This is a genomic window from Campylobacter sp. CFSAN093238 (assembly GCF_012898015.1).
Taxonomy (GTDB): Bacteria; Campylobacterota; Campylobacteria; order Campylobacterales; family Campylobacteraceae; genus Campylobacter_D; species Campylobacter_D jejuni.
Genome location: NZ_CP040611.1, coordinates 12,633 through 31,762 on the forward strand (window position 1 = coordinate 12,633; position 19,130 = coordinate 31,762).

At 32.1% G+C, this 19,130-nt stretch carries 16 protein-coding genes and 1 pseudogene; 5 read left to right on the plus strand and 12 right to left on the minus strand.

Annotated elements, in window-relative coordinates:
• Positions 1-8: 8 nt before the first annotated feature.
• Positions 9-1,454, plus strand: coding sequence for a glutamate synthase subunit beta (locus tag FBF21_RS00040; RefSeq protein ID WP_002859727.1), 1,446 nt, complete (start codon positions 9-11; stop codon positions 1,452-1,454).
• On the opposite strand, the gene FBF21_RS00045 is transcribed toward FBF21_RS00040, so the two are convergent.
• From FBF21_RS00045 to FBF21_RS00055, 3 genes are all read right to left on the minus strand, one after another.
• Positions 1,455-2,030, minus strand: a complete 576-nt coding sequence (locus FBF21_RS00045) for a ribonuclease HII (RefSeq protein ID WP_002853153.1) — start codon at positions 2,028-2,030, stop codon at positions 1,455-1,457.
• 32 nt (positions 2,031-2,062) lie between these two features.
• Positions 2,063-2,302 (minus strand): ComEA family DNA-binding protein, encoded by a 240-nt coding sequence (locus tag FBF21_RS00050; protein WP_002853093.1) that lies wholly within the window; start codon positions 2,300-2,302, stop codon positions 2,063-2,065.
• 64 nt (positions 2,303-2,366) lie between these two features.
• A complete protein-coding gene (locus FBF21_RS00055; RefSeq protein ID WP_002855562.1) occupies positions 2,367-3,014 on the minus strand; it encodes a ferritin family protein in 648 nt (215 codons plus the stop codon).
• 159 nt (positions 3,015-3,173) lie between these two features.
• On the opposite strand from FBF21_RS00055, the gene ilvD reads away from it, so the two are divergent.
• Positions 3,174-4,850 carry a dihydroxy-acid dehydratase gene (gene ilvD, locus FBF21_RS00060; protein WP_002912903.1) on the plus strand — a complete coding sequence of 559 codons (1,677 nt, stop codon included), beginning with the start codon at positions 3,174-3,176 and terminating at the stop codon, positions 4,848-4,850.
• Positions 4,851-4,861: 11 nt separating this feature from the next.
• Here ilvD and FBF21_RS00065 read toward each other — a convergent pair.
• Together FBF21_RS00065 and FBF21_RS00070 are read right to left on the minus strand one after the other, a co-directional pair.
• Positions 4,862-5,258, minus strand: a pseudogene (locus FBF21_RS00065) (DUF1440 domain-containing protein).
• Between the two features lie 91 nt (positions 5,259-5,349).
• A complete protein-coding gene (locus FBF21_RS00070; protein ID WP_002855588.1) occupies positions 5,350-6,576 on the minus strand; it encodes an HD domain-containing protein in 1,227 nt (408 codons plus the stop codon).
• 76 nt (positions 6,577-6,652) lie between these two features.
• On the opposite strand from FBF21_RS00070, the gene queC reads away from it, so the two are divergent.
• Positions 6,653-7,327 carry a 7-cyano-7-deazaguanine synthase QueC gene (gene queC / locus FBF21_RS00075; protein WP_002924360.1) on the plus strand — a complete coding sequence of 225 codons (675 nt, stop codon included), beginning with the start codon at positions 6,653-6,655 and terminating at the stop codon, positions 7,325-7,327.
• A 20-nt stretch (positions 7,328-7,347) separates the two neighbouring features.
• Here the strand turns inward: queC and dsbI are convergent, their stop codons facing one another.
• From dsbI to FBF21_RS00105, 6 genes are all read right to left on the minus strand, one after another.
• Positions 7,348-8,874, minus strand: coding sequence for a disulfide bond formation protein DsbI (gene dsbI, locus FBF21_RS00080; RefSeq protein ID WP_002859731.1), 1,527 nt, complete (start codon positions 8,872-8,874; stop codon positions 7,348-7,350).
• Positions 8,875-8,885: 11 nt separating this feature from the next.
• Positions 8,886-9,053 carry a disulfide bond formation protein Dba gene (dba, locus tag FBF21_RS00085; protein ID WP_002779270.1) on the minus strand — a complete coding sequence of 56 codons (168 nt, stop codon included), beginning with the start codon at positions 9,051-9,053 and terminating at the stop codon, positions 8,886-8,888.
• Between the two features lie 105 nt (positions 9,054-9,158).
• Positions 9,159-10,937 carry a methyl-accepting chemotaxis protein gene (locus FBF21_RS00090; protein ID WP_002853148.1) on the minus strand — a complete coding sequence of 593 codons (1,779 nt, stop codon included), beginning with the start codon at positions 10,935-10,937 and terminating at the stop codon, positions 9,159-9,161.
• Positions 10,927-11,841 (minus strand): cytochrome-c peroxidase, encoded by a 915-nt coding sequence (locus tag FBF21_RS00095; RefSeq protein ID WP_002853120.1) that lies wholly within the window; start codon positions 11,839-11,841, stop codon positions 10,927-10,929. The genes FBF21_RS00090 and FBF21_RS00095 overlap by 11 nt, the downstream gene beginning before the upstream one ends.
• Positions 11,842-11,904: 63 nt before the next feature.
• Complete coding sequence (locus FBF21_RS00100; RefSeq protein ID WP_100624676.1) at positions 11,905-12,783, minus strand: fumarylacetoacetate hydrolase family protein; 879 nt, start codon at positions 12,781-12,783, stop codon at positions 11,905-11,907.
• Positions 12,784-12,903: 120 nt separating this feature from the next.
• Positions 12,904-13,800, minus strand: coding sequence for an RluA family pseudouridine synthase (locus FBF21_RS00105; protein ID WP_052778582.1), 897 nt, complete (start codon positions 13,798-13,800; stop codon positions 12,904-12,906).
• Positions 13,801-13,877: 77 nt separating this feature from the next.
• On the opposite strand from FBF21_RS00105, the gene purB reads away from it, so the two are divergent.
• A complete protein-coding gene (purB, locus tag FBF21_RS00110; RefSeq protein ID WP_002886508.1) occupies positions 13,878-15,206 on the plus strand; it encodes an adenylosuccinate lyase in 1,329 nt (442 codons plus the stop codon).
• 15 nt (positions 15,207-15,221) lie between these two features.
• Positions 15,222-17,591, plus strand: coding sequence for a ribonucleoside-diphosphate reductase subunit alpha (locus tag FBF21_RS00115; RefSeq protein WP_002877929.1), 2,370 nt, complete (start codon positions 15,222-15,224; stop codon positions 17,589-17,591).
• Between the two features lie 38 nt (positions 17,592-17,629).
• On the opposite strand, the gene FBF21_RS00120 is transcribed toward FBF21_RS00115, so the two are convergent.
• Positions 17,630-19,015 (minus strand): cation:dicarboxylase symporter family transporter, encoded by a 1,386-nt coding sequence (locus FBF21_RS00120; RefSeq protein WP_002860159.1) that lies wholly within the window; start codon positions 19,013-19,015, stop codon positions 17,630-17,632.
• Positions 19,016-19,130 lie beyond the last annotated feature (115 nt).

Below are 19,130 nucleotides of genomic sequence, written 5' to 3' on the forward strand. Positions count from 1 at the left end.
GAGTAAAAATGGGAAATGCAAGAGGTTTTTTAGACTTTAAAAGAATGGATTTTAAAAAAATTGCTCCTAAGGAAAGGGTTTTAAATTTCAAAGAATTTACTATACCTTTGGATAAAAAAGAACAAGAAATTCAAGGTGGACGATGTATGGATTGTGGGGTAGCTTTTTGTCATACGGGTGTGATGAGCGAAGGAAAAGATGTGGGCTGTCCTTTAAACAATCTCATTCCTGAATGGAACGATCTTGTTTATCGTTCTTTATGGAAAGAAGCTTATGAAAGACTTGATCTTACCAATCCTTTTCCTGAATTTACCGGTCGTGTTTGCCCTGCTCCTTGTGAGGATTCTTGTGTGTGTGCGATAAATGGTGTTAGTGTGAGCATAAAAAATAATGAATTATCCATTATAGAAAATGCTTTTAAGGAAAATTTAGTAAGAGTAAATAAACCTAAGCAATACAATGGCAAAAAAATCGCTGTCATAGGAAGTGGGCCTGCTGGGCTTGCTTGTGCCAATACTTTAAATTCACTAGGTTATAAAGTAAGTGTTTTTGAAAGAAGCGATAAAATAGGCGGACTTTTGATGTATGGCATCCCTGATATGAAGCTTGATAAAAGTATAGTTCAAAGACGGGTGGATTTGCTTAAAAAAAGTGGGATTGAATTTAAAGTGAATGAAAATATAGACAGCAAAGATAAGGTTTCAAAACTTCTAAAAGAATTTGATGCTTTGGTGCTTTGTACAGGAGCAAGTAAGCCTATAGATCTTGATATAGAAGGTAGAAAGCTAAAAGGGGTTGAATTTGCCCTTGATTTTTTAACGCAAAATACCAAAACTTTGTTAAAAACAGGCAAGGGTGCAGATATGGCCAAAGGTAAAAATGTCTTGGTTATAGGAAGCGGGGATACAAGTGTGGATTGTATCGCTGTAGCGACAAGACAAGGGGCTAAATCTATAGTGCGTTTTGAAAGAAGTCCAAAAAGACCTTTGCAAAGAAGCCAAAACAATCCTTGGCCTTTAAAAGCTGACATTTTTACTACTGATTATGGTTTAGAAGAAGCCATTGCTGTATATGGCAAAGATCCTAGGGAATATCAAAAAATGACAAAGAAATTTTTAGGAAAAACTCATGTAGAAGGTGTTGAAGCAAATGATTTAAAACGCGAGTTTAAAGAAGGCAAAGCTATAAATGTCGAAATTTCAAATTCTAAAAAAACTTATAAAGCGGATTTAGTGCTTTTAGCTATGGGTTTTAGCGGGTGCGAAGAAGCTATCTCTAAAAATTTTGGAGTGAAATTAGATGAGAAAAACAACATAAGCACAGAAAATTTCCAAACCACTCATAAAAAAATCTTTGCTTGTGGAGATGCTAGAAAAGGACAATCTTTAGTTGTTTGGGCTATAAAAGATGGTATAGAATGTGCTTTGAGTTTGCATCAAAATTTAGCAAAATAATCATAAAAGTTTAAAACTTTTTCGGTGGAGTTTGCAAATTCCAAATTTAGCTATAAATTCTTTATGAGCTTTTGTGCCATAGGCTTTGTTTTTTTCAAATTCATAACAAGGAAAGTCTTTAGCTAAGAAATTCATCACCCTATCTTTACTAACTTTTGCAAGTATGCTAGCTGCACTTACTTGCAAAATGCTAGTGTCGGCTTTGATTTGTGTTTTTATCCCGTTTATACCTAGGTTGGTGTTTCCATCATATAAGAAGTTATTTTCTGTTTTAAAATGCTTTTTTATAAGTTTTAAGCCTTTTTTTAAACAAGTGCTTAAGCCTAGTGCGTCGATTTGTTCTGAAGAAAAAGCAAGTATGAGATAGTTTGAATTTTTGATGATGATTTCATAAAGTTCTTCGCGTTTTTTTTCGCTTAGTTTTTTAGAATCACACAACCCATCAAGTTGTTTGTTCAGTTTGCAAGCTGCCATCATCATAGGACCTGCTAAAGCACCGCGTCCTGCTTCATCAATACCGATTAAATTTATATCAAATTCGTTTAAAAGTTCTTTTGTGTCAAATAAAGTTTTCAAATTTTTCTAAAAAGAAGGGCAAAAATGCCCTTTTATTCTATTGTGATATCATTTTTGATTTTTTCAAAAAGCTTATCACCTATGCCTTTAACTTTTTTAAGATCATCAATACTTGTAAAATTTGCTTCTTTGCGGTATTCTAAAATCGCTTTAGCCTTAGCTTCGCCAATACCATTTAAACTTTTTAATTCTTTTAGTGTTGCAGTGTTGATATTTACAGCACCAAAGAGAAAAGCCGTTAAAGCAAAAAATAAAAATAGTAATTTTTTCATTTTCTTATCCTTTTATTAAAAAATAATTATAATATTATCTTAAAAAGGATAAGAATTTCTTAACTTAACCCAAAAATTCGCGTTTAAAATACTCTTTTGGTGCTTTACATAAAGGACAGGCTGCTGGAGCTTTTTTGCCACGATGTATATGTCCGCATACTTCACAAACCCATAATTCTTCTACTTCACTATTAAAAAATTCTTCTTCTTCGAGCATTTTTTTAAGCGCTAGATATTCTCTTTCGTGTTCGATTTCTACTTTACCAATAGCTGTAAATAATCTTGCTATAGCCTTTTTACCTTCATCTTCAGCAATTTTTGCAAAATTTGGATACATAGTTGTGTGCTCATAGTTTTCACCTTCTGCAGCACTTACTAGGTTTTTTGTAGTTACTTCTAAAGGTTTTCCATCAACGATTTCATGATAAGCTTTAAATTCTGCTCTTGCATGCCATTTTTCATTTTCAGCTGCTTCTCTAAAATGTCTAGCAACCGCATGCCAACCTTCTTCTTCAGCTACATCAGCAAATAAATCGTATTTGTTTCTCGCCATAGATTCGCCCGCAAAAGCTTTCATCAAATTTACTGCAGTTAAATCTGTAGTGATACATTTCATTTCTTCACCGCAACAACTAAGCTTACCTCCACCTACATTTTGAACTTCTACTTCATTACCACATTTTTGGCATTTATAGGTTTCATATTGTCTCATTTTGACTCCTTTTTTGATTATCAAAAAGCATTGTATTATAAAAAAATATTTTTGTCAATTAATAATTTTTATCATTTATGAAAATGTATATCAAAATAAATTTCACAAAAATTAAGCTTTGCTAAATATAATTTTAAAAAATTATTATCAGGAGTTACAATGAGAAGCGATGCGATAAAAAAAGGACATTTAAAAGCACCTAATCGTTCTTTACTTCGTGCTTGTGGTTTGAAAGATGAAGATTTTGACAAACCTTTTATAGGTGTAGCAAATAGCTATATAGATATAATCCCAGGACATTATTTTTTAAATAATTATGCTAAAATCATTAAAGATGAGATACGCAAAAATGGTTGTGTGCCTTTTGAGTTTAATACCATAGGTGTAGATGATGGTATAGCTATGGGACATGAAGGTATGCTTTATTCTTTACCAAGTCGTGAAATCATCGCAAATTCCATTGAAACAGTGATGAATGCTCATCAACTTGATGCTTTAATCTGTGTTCCAAACTGCGATAAAATCACTCCTGGTATGTTAATGGGAGCTTTAAGAGTAAATGTTCCAACCATTTTTGTAAGTGGTGGGCCTATGGCTTCAGGGGTAACTAAAAAAGGAGAAAAGATTAGTCTTAGCTCTGTTTTTGAAGCTGTAGGGGCTTATGAAGCCAAAAAAATTAGCGAAGAAGAATTTAAAGATATAGAATGTTCAGCCTGTCCAAGTGGTGGATCTTGCTCGGGAATGTTTACAGCAAATTCTATGAATACCTTATGCGAAGCTATGGGTATAGCACTAGAAGGTAATGGAACCATCTTAGCTTTAAGCAAAGAAAGAGAAGAGCTTTTAAGAAAAGCAGCGCGTCGTATTTGTGAAATCGCCTTAGATGAGCGTTTTAAAATTCGCAATATCATCACTCAAAAAGCCGTGCGTAATGCTATGGTAGTAGATATGGCAATGGGTGGAAGTAGCAATACTGTTTTACACATGCTTGCCATTTCGCGTGAAGCAGGGGTGGCACTAGATATTAAAGATTTAAATTTCATCTCAAGCAAAGTTGCACACATAGCAAAAATAGCCCCGTCGCTAAATAGTGTTTATATGGATGATATCCACAAAGCAGGCGGTGTGAGTGCAGTTATGGCTGAAATTTCAAGCAGACAAGGACATATTTTAGAACTTGATGCACTGACCATTACAGGAGAAAGTCTCAAAGAACGCTTAAAAAATGCCAAAATCAAAGATGAAAATATCATTCGTAAAGTAGATAATGCTTACTCAAAAGTAGGTGGGCTTGCCATTTTGTTTGGAAATTTAGCCGAGCAAGGTTGCGTTATAAAAACCGCAGGAATAATCGGAGAAAGAAAATTTAAAGGCAAAGCTGTTTGTTTTAACTCTCAAGATGAAGCTATAAAAGGCATTATCAAAGGCAAGGTGCAAAAAGGAAATGTTTGTGTAATACGCTATGAAGGTCCAAAAGGGGGTCCTGGTATGCAAGAAATGTTAAGTCCTACTTCACTTTTAATGGGTATGGGTTTAGGTGCTGATGTAGCTTTAATCACCGATGGTCGTTTTAGCGGAGCTACAAGGGGTTTAAGCGTTGGTCATATTTCCCCTGAAGCAGCTGAAGGTGGTCTTATAGGACTTTTAAAAGATGGAGATGAAATAGAAATTGATGTAGATGCTTATACTATCCATGCAAATGTAAGTGAAGAAGAAATTGCTAAACGTAAAAAAGAATTTGCATTGCCTCAAAAAGAGGTGTCTTCAAGATGGCTTAGAATGTATCAAAAACTTGTTAGCAATGCTAGTAAAGGTGCGGTTTTAGATATGGAATGAAAGGTTTCCTTTCATTCTTCTATTTCTTTGGTTATACGATTTCTTATATCTCTACGAACTATTTCCATGCCCCACAACCAAACAATATGGCCAAAAATTTCAGACAGGTGTTCATCAAAAGGAATTTCAGAAAGTGGTGGAACTTCTGCAATTAAAGGCATTACAATAACATGGGCAAAAAGATAAACAAAAAATCCAAAAACTGCACCTTTCAGTAGGTAAGCCTAGTTGTTCTAGAAAAATTTTAGGTGGAGTAACACGTTCTAAAGCATCTGCTGGTCAAAAAACATTGGGATTTCTTGGAGGAAAAGGTACTTCCCAACCCCATTTAACAATAGCTCCGAAAATACCCGCTAATATACCTATAAAAAAGGCTAAAGTATAGCGCTTTTGAAAGTATTTTTTCATAATAACTCCTTTATATTTTATACAAAATAAAATTTGAAATTATAATATTTTTATTTAAAACATATTGAAAATAGTAGTATAAAAATCTTATTTAAATTTTAAAATACTCTCTTAAACTTTCACAAATTTCAAAAAAATTCACCCCATCTATGGTAGGATTTTCTTTAAAAAACTCATACATTCCTAAAAAACCACTTTCAAGTTCTTTAGACTTTACACCATAACTTATACTAAGTCCTGCTTCTATATAAGCAGCAATTTTATCGCAGTATTTAAGCGCCTTACCATCTATAGCACCAAATTCATTTTCATTAAAAGAGCTTAAACTTCCGCTGCAAAGCTCGATTTTAGCATTTTTATAAGTGCGATTTTCAAACTCATTTTTTACAAAATTTGACTCACCGTTTCTACCTTCTCTAATGCCTAAAATATAAGAAAACTCAGCCCTTAAACCCTCAGGTACAAAGGGTAAAATTCTTTCATTAATAAGTTTCATTTCATAATCATTTATGATATCATGAAGTCCATCAATGCCGTATTTTACAGGGCTGATAATATCACGTGTTAAAGACTCTGGCAAATCATGAAACAAAGCACAATAAAAATTATTCTCAAGTCTTTTATCGCAAGCCTTGATTTTTAGTGAGTAAAAATATCCTAAAATCGCCACCACAAGCATATGTCCTAAAACCGCGGTTTCTGGTATGCGTGGAGTTTGAGCCCAACGTTTTTGAAAGCGAAGTCTTCCGCTAAGATCAATAATTTTGGCTATTTTTTGATTTAAAGCAATTTTTCTAGCTCCTATAAGCTCATAGTAATCTTCTAATTCTTCTTCAACTTTGTTTTTAATCTCATCAATATCATTTAAAAAAGCTGAGGTTTGATAAACTATGTTAAATTCCCATCTTGTAGCAAAATATGAAGCTGCTTTTAAGATAAGTCTTTCTTTAGCATAAGCATTACCGTTTAAATACGCTTCAAAACGCTTTAGAAATTCCCCATCTTCTATATCTTCTATCATAGGTTCGATTTTGCTTAAAACCCAAGCATTAACTTCAGCTTTTTTTTGACGCACGATTTCATGATACACATCAGGGCGTATATCAGTTACCACAACACGACTTAAAAACTCAAAAATTCCCCCTTCTATAATCACTCTCATATCCACATCTTTTTCCATTTTAGCGATAAAATATGCGATGATGAATTTATGAGCTTGTTTGTCAAGTTCAACCAAATTTGCCATTCTTGGATAATCATTCCAACGACTGATAGAAGCGGCTTTAAAAATGTGTTCTATGAGTTTTATGTTTATCATGCTTTTGCCTTTTTTGCAATTTAAATTTAAAAATTTTCGTTAAAATTGTGAAATTATAGCAAATTTAAGGATAAAAATGAGTAAAAAAGCACTTTGTATCATAAGTGGCGGTATGGATAGTACTTTGTGTGCTTATCTGGCCAAAAAAGAAGGTTATGAAATCATCGCTTTGCATTTTGACTATGAACAACGCACTCAAGAAAAAGAAAAAGAATGTTTTAAGCAAATTTGCAAGGCTTTAAAAGTAGAAAAATCTTATATTTTAGATGTGAGTTTTATCAAAGATATAGGGGGCAATGCCTTAACCGATAAAAGTATAGACATCCCTAAAAATGAGCTTTGTACAAGCGATACTCCACCTATCACTTATGTGCCTTTTCGCAATGGAATTTTCTTAAGTATAGCAGGATCTTTGGCTGAAAAGGAAAATTGTGAGAGTATTTTTATAGGGGTGGTAGAAGAAGATGGCAGTGGTTATCCTGACTGTACTGATGAGTTTATGCAAAAGGCACAAGAATTTATCAATGAAGGTACGAGTAAGAATTTCAAAGTTTGTATAAAAACTCCGCTTGTTAGACTAAACAAAGCTAAAATTGTAGAACTAGCCTTAAAAGAAAATGTACCTTTAGAACTTACTTGGTCTTGTTATGAGAGTGAAGATGAAGCTTGTGGGGAGTGCGATAGTTGTTTGCTTCGTTTAAGAGGTTTTGAAAAAGCAGGATTTAAAGATAAGATTAAATATAAGTCCTAGTTTTCACTAGGACTTAAAGCTTAGTTTAAAGTATAAAGCTTGTTTGCTCCATCTTGATAAGAAAGAATATTGATTTTTCCATCTTTAAAGAAAATGCTTCTAGCATTAGTGATAGAGCTTGGGAAAGCGATAGTTTTCACTACTTCTTCTTTGACTGGATCAATTACGGCAATCACATTGTGATTTTTGCTAAGTGCATAAATTTCCCCATCTTTAAAAGTCATAGAAGTTACATAAAGATCGCCTAAAGTTTTACCTTCTTTAAGATTTGCTTTTGGAGTAAATTCTCCTGAAAGAACACGATCTTTTAAAGAAACTTTAGAGATTACAAAAGTTTTAGCGTCTTTGTTGTTTGGAACAGTTGCAAGATAAAGATAATTTCCATCTGTAGTCATACTTGCCACATGGTTAAATTTTGCTCTTACGGTATCAAGTCTTCCGCGACCTAAACTTTCGCCTTGACCTTTAAATTTATCATTGCCTTTTACAAAGTCAGCGTATTGTTTAGCGATATCTTCTTCACTTGCATTAGGATTTTTTGCAAATCTTAAGAAAGATTTGTTTGAGCCCATAAGAATGAATTTATCGTTCATATAAGGTATGATACCGATGATTGGATCAATAGTAGCTGAAAAATAAGGATCAAGTTCAAAACCTTCTTTAACGCTAAAATTATTATCTAAGAAAGCTACATCCCATTTAGAACTTGCTACAAATTCGTTATTGATATAATCAAGAGTATTGATGGCTTTGTCAAAATTTATGGTTTGTTCATTTGTGATTTTAAGCTCATCATTGATTTTTGCAAATGGAGCATTGTTGATATCATTATCAAATTTTATGCCAAGTTTTTCACTTGCAGGTGCAAAAGCATAATCAGGAGCTTTAACATCGCGTTTTCCTAAGAAAGAAATATTTTGCCATAAACCATTCCAACCTTCTTTACTCCAAATGATGTATTTTGGATTTAAACTAAATCTTACAGGATCGCCTTGTCCTACATAAGGAGGAATACCTGTGCTAACAAAGGCTTGGAAAACATTTGATGCTACGATGATAGCACTGATTAAAACTGCTGCAAAGCTAAATTTAGTATATTTTCTAAACTTTTCTCCATTTAGTTCAGCTTCAAAAGCATTAAATTTAGGAGCAAAAGCAAAAATCACACCTAAGAGCAATACAACAGCCCAAAATACTACTTCAGCCCAAAAATAAGTATGGATACCAAAAACTGCTAAACCAAAACCTTGATCTAAATCTCTATGAGCGTGATTACCATAGTGAGCAAAAGATTGATAAAGCCCTACTGCTGTCATGATTAAAAGAGCAGCAAGGTATTTACCTTTCATACCATAACGAACAATGAAAAGCGCCATTACACCGATAAAGATCATTGCTTCTCTTTGTCCCCAGCAAAGCGTGCAAGGACTATCGCCCAACATATAACCAAATATCAAATTTGCAATACCTACAGGCAAGAGTATAATCAAAAAGCCTGCTAAACACATTAGTGTGTAGAAATTTTTTGTTTTATTGATTTCGTTCATTTAGCCCTTCCTTACAGATTCATTATTGTTAATAGTGCGCCTGTTTTGTGGCCAACATAGAAAAAAACCATTAAAAGCCAAGCTACCATTACCAAACCAAAAGCCAAATTTTCTTTTTCTGGTTTTTTGATAATCAGTATCAAGGCGATTAAAACTAATAAAAGTTCAAGAAACTCCATAGTATCTCCTTTGAAATAAAAACTGCTAATTTTACTTGAAAAACATAAATTAAAAATAAAATTTTTATTGAAATTTCACGTTAAGTTAAATTAACGTGAAAAAAGTTACTGAAAGCTACTTAATTTTTCGGAGAGTTTAGAGGCACCATTTAGAACATTTTGAGAGATATTATTGATTTCACATGATAAATCTTTAACAGAATTTGCAAGTTCGTTAACTTTATCTATATTTGTTCCTAAGATAAGCATTTTATCTTTTACTTCCATGCTTTTATCTTTCATGGTTTGGGTTGATTCTATAGAGCTTTCCAATTTATGCATAGAATTTACAAGTTCTTGTTGTAAATCATTGGTTTTTGAAGAGGTTTCTTTCATAGAATCATGGATAAGATCCATTAAGGCTTTGTTGTCATTGATTTGTTGGACTATAGTATTAACAGTAGCATTGATGTTTAAAAGAGATTTACTTGTTTTATCAGCAAGCTGTCCAACTTCATCGGCTACAACAGCAAATCCACGCCCATGTTCGCCTGCTCTTGCAGCTTCGATAGCTGCATTTAGGGCAAGTAAATTAGTTTGATCAGCTATGTCTTTAATGGAGTTTGTGATTTCTATAATATTATCCGCACTTTGGGTTAGATTGTCCATATTGGCTACTATATTTTGTTCTTTTTCATTGTTTTCATTTATTAAATTTACAAGTTCAGATAGAGTAAGTTCTACTTTATCCATTAGTATGTGCATATCTTGCATATTTTCTATACTTTCTTGTGCTAAATTTCCCGCAAGATTGATATGATCATCTAAAACATGAGTGATTTCTTTAACTCCTTGAATTTGTTCATGTTGCGAATTAGAGCTGTTTTCAAGCATCATAGAGTTGTTTTTGAGTTTTTGTGAATTTTGATGACTTGATTTAGCATTTTCTATGGCTTCTATGATTGAGTTTTGAACGGTGGAAATAAATGAATTAATATATTGAGCACTTTGTCCAAGCTCACTTTTTGGATCTATATTTAAACGAGAGTGTAGATTGGCTTCTTTGCTAGCTAAATTAGCGCTTAGTTTTTCTAAAGTATGAATTGGCATGATGACTTTTTTTAGTGTTAATAAAATAAAAAATACAAATAATACAAGAGTGATTCCAAATACTGCTAAAGCGATATAAAATTTAAATAAATTAGATTGTTCTATAGTATTTTGGGTAAAAGTGTTAAGTTGTTTTAACTCTTTCATGAGAGAATTATTCTCATAAATAGAAGAATTATCTTGCATAATAGAAATTTGCTTTACAATCATTTTATAGTGTTTTAAAAAAAGTTGTAAATTTTCACTTTTTGTATCATTTTTGATTTCTTTCATAAGATTGTTGAGTTGATTTAGTGTTGTTTTTTGTAAAATATTTTCAGTTGAAAGAACGCTTAACATAGAACTCATTGTTTTATAGTTGTTTTTATTTGTTTCATGGTTTTGTTCCAATTCTTCAAAATAATTTTTAGCTAGTTCAAATAAATAAAGTTTTGAATTTACTGCTATGGAATTTGCGGATTTAAAATAATTAAGCTGGATTAGTTTGGCATTAAAAATTTCTTCTGCTTTGTTTATGTCAATCCCAAAAGTTTTAAGTTTTGTAAAGTTTTCTTGCATTTTTTTTATTGCTTGCACACTTGGATCGTAGTTGATAAAATTAAAACTATTTTGAAAAATAGAATTGATTTTTTCATCTGAAATTTCTAGTTGCTGAACTATGTTTATCAAGTCTTTGTTATTTTTAGATGAAGAATAGTTATTAAAAATAATAGCCAATAAAACAAGAATGAAAGTCAAAACTAGTATAGATAAGATAATAAATTTTATCAAAAATGAACTTTTTTTATTTGTCATGATATTCTCCTGTTAAGCTTTCTAAGAATGCAACTATATTGTCAACTGTTTCTTGATCTAAAAATTTTCCTAGTTGATAGTAAGCCATAAACTGAACACAAGCATCTAAAGTAGGTATAGAACCATCATGAAAATAAGGCGCGGTTTTGGCTATATTTCTAAGACTAGGAACCTTAAATACCATTTTATCAGCTTCTCTTTTTGTGATTTCATAACGCCCTAAATCTTCTTGGTTTGGGTATTCTTCAAAAATACCGATTTTTTGAAACATATTCCCACCTATATTTTGACCTTGATGACAAGAGATGCAGCCATTAGCTTTAAAATCTTCGTAACCTTTTTTAGCTTGAGTTGAAATAGCATTTTGATCCCCGCTAAGATAGCGATCAAAAGGAGAATTTGGGGTGATTAAGGTTTTTTCAAATTCAGCAACTGCAAGGGCTATGTTTTCTACCGTAACTTCTCCATAAAGTTTTTTAAAAGTTTTTACATAATTTTCATTTGAATTAACTTTTTGTAAAAGAAGTTCAGGACTTAGCCCCATTTCTTTTGGATTGAAAAAAGGTCCCATAGCTTGTTCTGTTAAATCTTTAGCTCTGCCATTCCAAAATTGCACAAAATTAAACACAGAATTAAAGGTTGTAGGAGTGTTAAAGGGTTTATCGAGTTGATTATCAACTCCTATTGAAAATTCAAGCCCATCAACACCGTGTTGATCAAGCCTATGGCAAGTATTGCATGAAACTTTTCCATCTTTAGATAAACTTTTATCCATATAAAGACTTTTTCCAAGTTTAGCTTTTTCTTTATCATAAGAGATGGAATTTGGAATAGGGGTTATCATATCTACTGCAAAGACTATATTTGCATAAGATAAACATAAAATCATTATTATTTTTTTCATGATAAATTTCTGCCTTAATTTAAGTTTTTAAAATGCCATTATAGTATAATTTTAGTAAATTATTTAATAATTGATATTTTTTATTTTATTACAAAGTTCTCCTAAATTTTCTATTACACAGCGTACTTTATCTCCTGATTTTAAAAAAGTAGGTGGATTTAACCCCATACCTACTCCACTAGGAGTTCCCATAGATATAATACTTCCAGCTTTTAAAAGCATGCCTGCACTAAGTTCTTCTAAGACATAAGCAATATCAAAAATAAACAATTGAGTGTTAGAGTTTTGGCGTAGTTCATCATTGACATAGCTTTGAAGTTGGAGTTTAGGAGGATAAGAAATTTCATCTACGCTTGTGATATAAGGTCCCATTATAGTGCCACCTTCAAGACTTTTTGCTCGGTAGAATTGTTTGTGGCGTTTTTGAAGTTCGCGAGCTGAAATTTCATTGATAATAGTATAGCCAAAGATATAATCTTTTGCATCTTTAGCTTTGATTTTATAAGCATCTTTACTTAAAATAAATGCAAGCTCACATTCATAATCAAGCTGAGAAGTTACATCTGCATGTAAAGGTATATCGCCAAAAGGTGGCGTAGCTTGATTGCAGCGTTTTCCAAAATATACAGGATATTCTCTTTCTTCAAATTTTTCACCCTTAAATTTGGCAGATTCTTTGGCATGATCTAAAAAATTAATCCCAAGACATATAATATCTTGACGAGGTTCTATAATAGGGGCTAGATAATTTTCTTTTGGAATTTCATAAGCTGTTTTAGAGTCTAAATCTTTAAACTTATGTTTAAATTCATCAAAATTTATAATCAATTCATTCATATCACGAACATTGATATCAAGATCGGCTAAATTTACGACCTTTCCACTTGAGTTAAACACCCCTAGAGTAGCTTTTTGATTAAATTTAAAATTAACAAATTTCATTTATAAAATCCTATATTTTTATTTTTTGATTATACTAAATTTTTAACAAAAAGTAAATTTTTATTTTAAAAATTTTTATTAAAAATGATAGCTTGTTAGATATGAAGTATCGCCTTTATTTTAAAATGCTGCTAAAATTTTTTCCATACCCTTTTTTGAAAAAATATCAAAATTTTCTCCGTTATAGTTAAATTTTAAACGATAAGAATGCAAACACAAGCGTTTAGCACCGCTTAGTTTTATGCGTTCTTCTATGTCCATTTTGTCATCTAAAATTTTTTCTATATCTTTTTTTTCAAGGCCATAGAGTGGATCGCCTAAAATTTTGTGGTTTTTATAAAATAAATGCACTCTAATTTGGTGTTGTCTGCCTGTGAGTGGTTTGCAGAGTAAAAGAGTAGCGTTGATTTTAGGAAAGTATTCTAAAATTTCAAACTCAGTGATAGCTTGTTTTCCTTCCTTACAAATTTGCATCCTTGTTTTTACATCATCGTAGTTTTTGGCTAAATTTATGGCTTTATCAATTATAAAATTTTCTTCTATTTTTCCGTTAGCTAGAGCAAGGTATTCTTTTTGAACCAGTTTTTTTTCAAACAAAGCTTTAAGATCAATTTGAGCTTTTTTATTTTTGGCTACAAGTATAAGTCCGCTCGTTTCTTTATCAAGTCTGTGTGCTACGCAAGCTTCTTTTCCCCAAAGATGCCAAATTTCATCACTAAGACTGTATTTACAATGTCTACCATTTGGATGACTTAAGATCCCACTTTCTTTTTCAAGTATGGCAAAGTCTTCATTTTCAAAGACAATTTCTACTCCTTTGGGATTGTTTTCATAGACTATAAGCTCTACTAAACCATTTAAAATTTCATTCTTTTCTTCTACTAAAATTCCATCACAAAAAAGTCTTTTTTTGTCTATGAGTTTTTGTGCTTCATTTATGCTAATTTTTAAATTTTCCATAAGGACTTGAAATGCCTTTTTTCCATTATTTGAGAGTTTTATTTTTATGTAAGCCATTTAATAACTTTCTTAGGATAATTTGATATAATTTCTGTTTTTTAAAATATAAAATTATAGCTAAAAAGGTTTCAAAGATGGTTGAAAGATATAGCAGAGAAATCATGGCTAAAAAATGGGATATGCAAGCAAAATACGATACGTGGTTAAAAGTAGAATTAGCCGCTGTAAAAGCTTGGAATAAACTCGGTCTCATTAATGACACAGACTGCGAAAAAATTCTTAAAAATGCAAAATTTGATATTGCAAGAATAGACGAAATAGAAAAAACCACAAAACACGATGTTATCGCTTTTCTTACAAGTGTAAGTGAAAGTTTGGGAGAAGAGAGTCGTTTTGTGCATTATGCAATGACAAGTTCTGATTGTATAGATACGGCTGTTGCTTTACAGATAAAAGAGAGTTTGGAGCTTATTTTAGAAGATGTTTCTTTGCTTTTAGAAGTGATCAAAAAGCGTGCTTTGGAGCATAAAAATACCTTAATGGTAGGAAGAAGTCATGGAATTCATGGAGAGCCTATCACTTTTGGTTTAGTGTTAGCTATTTGGTATGATGAAATTTTGCATGCAAAAGAGCTTTTAGAACATGCAAAAGAAGTGGTAAGCTATGGAAAAATCAGTGGTGCAATGGGAAATTTTGCTCATGCTCCTTTAGAATTTGAAGAAGAAGTTTGTAAAAATTTAGGTCTTAAAGCTGCCCCTGTTTCAAATCAAGTGATCCAAAGAGATCGTTATGCTCAAGTTATTTCTGCTATTGCAATTTTAGCTTCAAGTTGTGAGCAAATCGCTGTAGCCATAAGACATTTTCAAAGAACTGAAGTTTATGAGGCTGAAGAGTATTTTAGTGTAGGACAAAAAGGAAGTTCAGCTATGCCACATAAAAGAAATCCTGTTTTAAGTGAAAATATCACAGGGCTTTGTCGTGTGCTTAGATCTTTTGTAACTCCAGCTTTAGAAAATGTTGCACTTTGGCATGAAAGAGATATATCTCATTCTAGTGTTGAAAGATTTATTTTGCCTGATGCTTTTATCACGGCTGATTTTATGCTTATGCGTCTTACAAATTTGATTGATAAGCTTTTAGTTTATCCTGAAAATATGATGAAAAATTTAAATCTTACAGGTGGGCTTGTATTTTCAGGGAGGGTGCTTTTAGAGCTTCCATTTAAAGGCATTAGTCGTGAAGAAGCTTATAAAATAGTTCAAAGAAACGCTATGAAAGTTTGGGCAGATTTGCAAAATGGTAAGGCTGCTATCAATGAAAAAAATGAAAGTTTGTTTTTGTTAGCGCTTTTAAGCGATGAAGATTTAAGAAAAAGTTTGAGCGAAGAGGATGTAAGAAAATGTTTCGATTATAACTACTATACAAAAAATGTTGATGTAATTTTTAAAAGAACATTTAAATAAAAAGCAAGGAAGGCAATGAAAGTTATTAAAAGAAATGGTCGTACAGAAGAATTGGATGTTTCTAAGATCAAAAAATGCACCTCTGATGCTGTAAAAGATTTAGAAGGTGTGAATTTAAGCGAACTTGAACTCGATGCAAAGATTCAATTTCGTGATGGAATTTCAACTGAAGAAATTCAAAAAACTTTAATTAAAACTGCAGTAGATAAGATAGATATTGATTGTCCAAATTGGACCTTTGTTGCAGCTAGACTTTTTTTATTTGATTTATATAAAAAAGTTAATGGTATGAATCGCTATAATCATTTGCGTGAGTATTTTGAAAAGGGCGAAAAAGAAGGAAGAATCTTACTTGGTCTTAAAGAAAAATACGATTTAGATGATTTAAATGCTTATATTAAACCTGAACGCGATATGCAATTTACTTATCTTGGTATTAAAACTTTATATGATAGATACTTGATTAAAGATAGTAAAGGTATGCCTATAGAACTTCCTCAACAAATGTTTATGGCCATTGCGATGTTTTTAGCGCAGAATGAATTTAATCCTCAAGAATGGGCGAAGAAATTTTATGATTTGATTTCTAAATTTGAACTCATGCTTGCAACTCCGACTTTATCTAATGCAAGAACAACGCGCCATCAGCTTAGTTCTTGTTATATAGGATCAACCCCTGATAATATTGAAGGTATTTTTGATTCTTACCAAGAAATGGCTTTGCTTTCTAAATTTGGTGGCGGTATAGGTTGGGATTGGTCTAAAGTGCGTGCTATGGGTGGAAGCATAGATGGGCATAAAAATGCCGCAGGAGGGATTATACCTTTCTTGAAAATTACTAATGATATTGCCGTGGCAGTAGATCAGCTAGGAACCAGAAAAGGAGCTATAGCTGTTTATATAGAACCTTGGCACATGGATATAAGTGATTTTATTGATTTGCGTAAAAATTCAGGTGAAGAAAGACGCCGTGCTCATGAACTTTTCCCTGCTTTATGGATCAATGATCTTTTTATGAAGAGAGTAAGAGCTAATGATAAATGGACTCTTTTTGATCCTGCAGATACAGCAGATTTATGTGATTTATATGGTGAAGCTTTTGAAAAACGCTATGAAGAATATGAAAAAGATGAAAGCATTACCAAAGAAATCGTAGAAGCTAAAGAGCTTTGGAAGAAAATTTTGCTAAATTATTTTGAAACAGGCTTGCCATTTTTATGTTTTAAGGATAGCGCTAACAGAGCAAATCCAAATGCTCATGTAGGAATTATTAGAAGTTCAAATTTATGTACTGAAATTTTTCAAAATACCGAGCCAAATTATTATCAAATTAAAGTAGTTTTTGAAAATGGAGATGAACTTCATTTTGATGAAGAACAAAAAGTTGTGATCGATGGGGGATATGAAAAACCAGCCAAAAAAATCTCAACTTTAGATAGTATTGATGGTAATAAAGTTTATATAGTAGAAAAATATAAAAATGATGGAAAAACAGCCGTTTGTAATCTAGCAAGTATAAACCTTAGCAAAGTGTATACTAAAGAAGATATAGAGCGTGTTGTGCCAACTGCTATTCGTATGCTTGATAATGTGATAGATTTAAATTTTTATCCTCATAGAAAAGTAAAAGATACAAATTTAAAATCTCGCGCCATAGGTCTTGGAGTCATGGGTGAGGCACAAATGCTTGCTGAAGCTAAGATTTATTGGGGAAGCGATGAGCATTTAAATAAAATCGATGAGATTATGGAACAAATTAGCTTTGAGGCTATTAATGCGAGTTCAAATTTAGCTCTTGAAAAAGGTTCTTATGAGGATTTTGAAGGATCAAATTGGAGCAAGGGGATTTTTCCTATTGATGTAGCAAGTCCTAAGGCTAAAGCTTTAACTTTAAGAGAGGGCTTATTTGATCAAAGTGAATGCGACTGGGTTAAACTTAGAGAAAAAGTTAAAAAAGATGGTATGAGAAATGGTTATTTGATGGCCATTGCACCTACTTCTTCTATTTCTATTTTGGTGGGTACTACGCAGACTATAGAACCTGTTTACAAAAGAAAGTGGTTTGAACAAAATTTAAGTGGTATGATACCTGTTGTTGTGCCAAATTTAAGCCTTGATACTTGGCAATACTATACTCCAGCCTACGAACTTGATCAAAAAATTCTTGTAAAGGCTGCTGCTGTGCGTGGTAAATGGATCGATCAAGGGCAGAGTTTAAATATCTTTTTATCGCTTGATAAAGCAAGTGGGGGATATTTAAATGAAATTTATCAACTCGCTTGGGAGCTTGGAGTAAAATCTACTTATTATCTAAGAAGCGAAAGCCCTGATAGTGAAAAAGTCAATGTTGCAGATCGTAGCATAGAATGTGAAGGTTGCCAATAAATACTAAAACCCAATGAAAAATATTGGGTTTTAAGAGATTAAGAATTGTAAATTTCTTTATCTAGGGCTTTTAGATTTTTTGCAGTACAAAGTGCCGAAGTCATAGCTCCTGAGACATTACTTGCTGTTCTTGCCATATCTATAATAGGATCTATAGCTAAAATCAAACTTAACATGACAAAATTATTACCAAATCCAATCCCTGCTAGCATAATAGAAGCTGCCATAGTTGCACTTCCAGGTACTCCAGCTATACCCAAGGATCCAATAACAGCTACCAAAACTATCATTAAAGCAAATGTAAAATCAATATGTGTATGTGTAGCAAAAGCTACAAAAACTGCCGCTAAAGCTGGAAAATATCCCGCACAACCATTAAGTCCTGTTGTTGTACCTATAGATGCTACAAAATTAGCTATAGCTGAATTAACTCCAAATTTATTTTGCAAAGTTGAAGTAGTCATAGGCAAAGTGCCCAAAGAAGATCTTGAGCTAAATGCAAATAACCATACAGGAAATGCTTTTTTTGCATATTTTATAGGGTTTAGCCCTTGTGAAGCAAGAAGTAAAAAATGCACCCCGAACATTATTAACATAGCTATATAAATAAGCATTATAAAAAGTCCAGCTGTTTTGATAGCTTCAAAACCATTGCTTAAAAGCACATTAGCCATCATACAAACTACAGCATAAGGCATAAATCTAATCACTGTAGCAGTCATGTTCATCATAATATTATAAAAGGTTAGGATAAAATTATGAAAACTTTTAAAGGCTTGTTCACACTCTTCTTTTTTAGAAATTTTTTTAGCACTAATTCCTATAAAAAAGGAAAAAATGACAATAGCTATAATATTTTCTTTATTAATAGCTGTAATGATGTTGCTAGGTATTAGCCCTAGTATAATATTTGAAAAAGTTTGAATTTCGCGAATTTGTTTATCTCCTTCATGTATGGCAAAATTACTTCCTAAATCAAAACTATAACCTAAAAATATACCCAAGGTTGCAGCTATGGCTGTGCTAAAGAGTATCCAAAAAAGACTTATTCCAAGCAAGGAGGATATTTTGATATTTTTATCAATTTCTATAATTACTTTTATAATGCAAATGCTTACAAGAGGAACAACTAGCATTTTTATAAAAGCTACAAAAACAGAACTTACAAATGCAAACCAATGTTTTGTTTCACTATACCAAAGAATATTACTTGCTTCTTCAGCATCTGGAAAATTTGCCAAATATTGCAAAACAAAACCAAACCCCAAACCCATTAAAAGCGCAAATAGCATGCGAAGAGAAAAATTGATTTTTATATCCCGCATTTTTTTTAATGCGTAAAAAACAACACAAAGCATAGCAAGAGTAGCTATAGTATGAGCTTGTGAAAGCATTAGAAAATCTTGAAAAAATTGTTTATCCATAAAAAGTCCTTATAAGAAACTATAATCAAGCACAAGGTATATGAAAATATACTTGCATAAAGCTTGATTTTATAAATGGTAACATAAAAATATTTTAAATAAGATAAAATTAGTA

What these genes read in the sequence shown, in the direction of transcription:
- queC (WP_002924360.1), top strand. Translation starts at nt 6,653, where the DNA reads ATGAGTAAAAAAGCACTTTGTATCATAAGTGGCGGTATGGATAGTACT.
- FBF21_RS00050 (WP_002853093.1), bottom strand. Translation starts at nt 2,302, where the DNA reads ATGAAAAAATTACTATTTTTATTTTTTGCTTTAACGGCTTTTCTCTTT.
- FBF21_RS00105 (WP_052778582.1), bottom strand. Translation starts at nt 13,800, where the DNA reads ATGGCTTACATAAAAATAAAACTCTCAAATAATGGAAAAAAGGCATTT.
- FBF21_RS00115 (WP_002877929.1), top strand. Translation starts at nt 15,222, where the DNA reads ATGAAAGTTATTAAAAGAAATGGTCGTACAGAAGAATTGGATGTTTCT.
- dsbI (WP_002859731.1), bottom strand. Translation starts at nt 8,874, where the DNA reads ATGAACGAAATCAATAAAACAAAAAATTTCTACACACTAATGTGTTTA.
- purB (WP_002886508.1), top strand. Translation starts at nt 13,878, where the DNA reads ATGGTTGAAAGATATAGCAGAGAAATCATGGCTAAAAAATGGGATATG.
- FBF21_RS00090 (WP_002853148.1), bottom strand. Translation starts at nt 10,937, where the DNA reads ATGACAAATAAAAAAAGTTCATTTTTGATAAAATTTATTATCTTATCT.
- FBF21_RS00040 (WP_002859727.1), top strand. Translation starts at nt 9, where the DNA reads ATGGGAAATGCAAGAGGTTTTTTAGACTTTAAAAGAATGGATTTTAAA.
- FBF21_RS00055 (WP_002855562.1), bottom strand. Translation starts at nt 3,014, where the DNA reads ATGAGACAATATGAAACCTATAAATGCCAAAAATGTGGTAATGAAGTA.
- FBF21_RS00120 (WP_002860159.1), bottom strand. Translation starts at nt 19,015, where the DNA reads ATGGATAAACAATTTTTTCAAGATTTTCTAATGCTTTCACAAGCTCAT.
- FBF21_RS00100 (WP_100624676.1), bottom strand. Translation starts at nt 12,783, where the DNA reads ATGAAATTTGTTAATTTTAAATTTAATCAAAAAGCTACTCTAGGGGTG.
- FBF21_RS00095 (WP_002853120.1), bottom strand. Translation starts at nt 11,841, where the DNA reads ATGAAAAAAATAATAATGATTTTATGTTTATCTTATGCAAATATAGTC.
- FBF21_RS00070 (WP_002855588.1), bottom strand. Translation starts at nt 6,576, where the DNA reads ATGATAAACATAAAACTCATAGAACACATTTTTAAAGCCGCTTCTATC.
- dba (WP_002779270.1), bottom strand. Translation starts at nt 9,053, where the DNA reads ATGGAGTTTCTTGAACTTTTATTAGTTTTAATCGCCTTGATACTGATT.
- ilvD (WP_002912903.1), top strand. Translation starts at nt 3,174, where the DNA reads ATGAGAAGCGATGCGATAAAAAAAGGACATTTAAAAGCACCTAATCGT.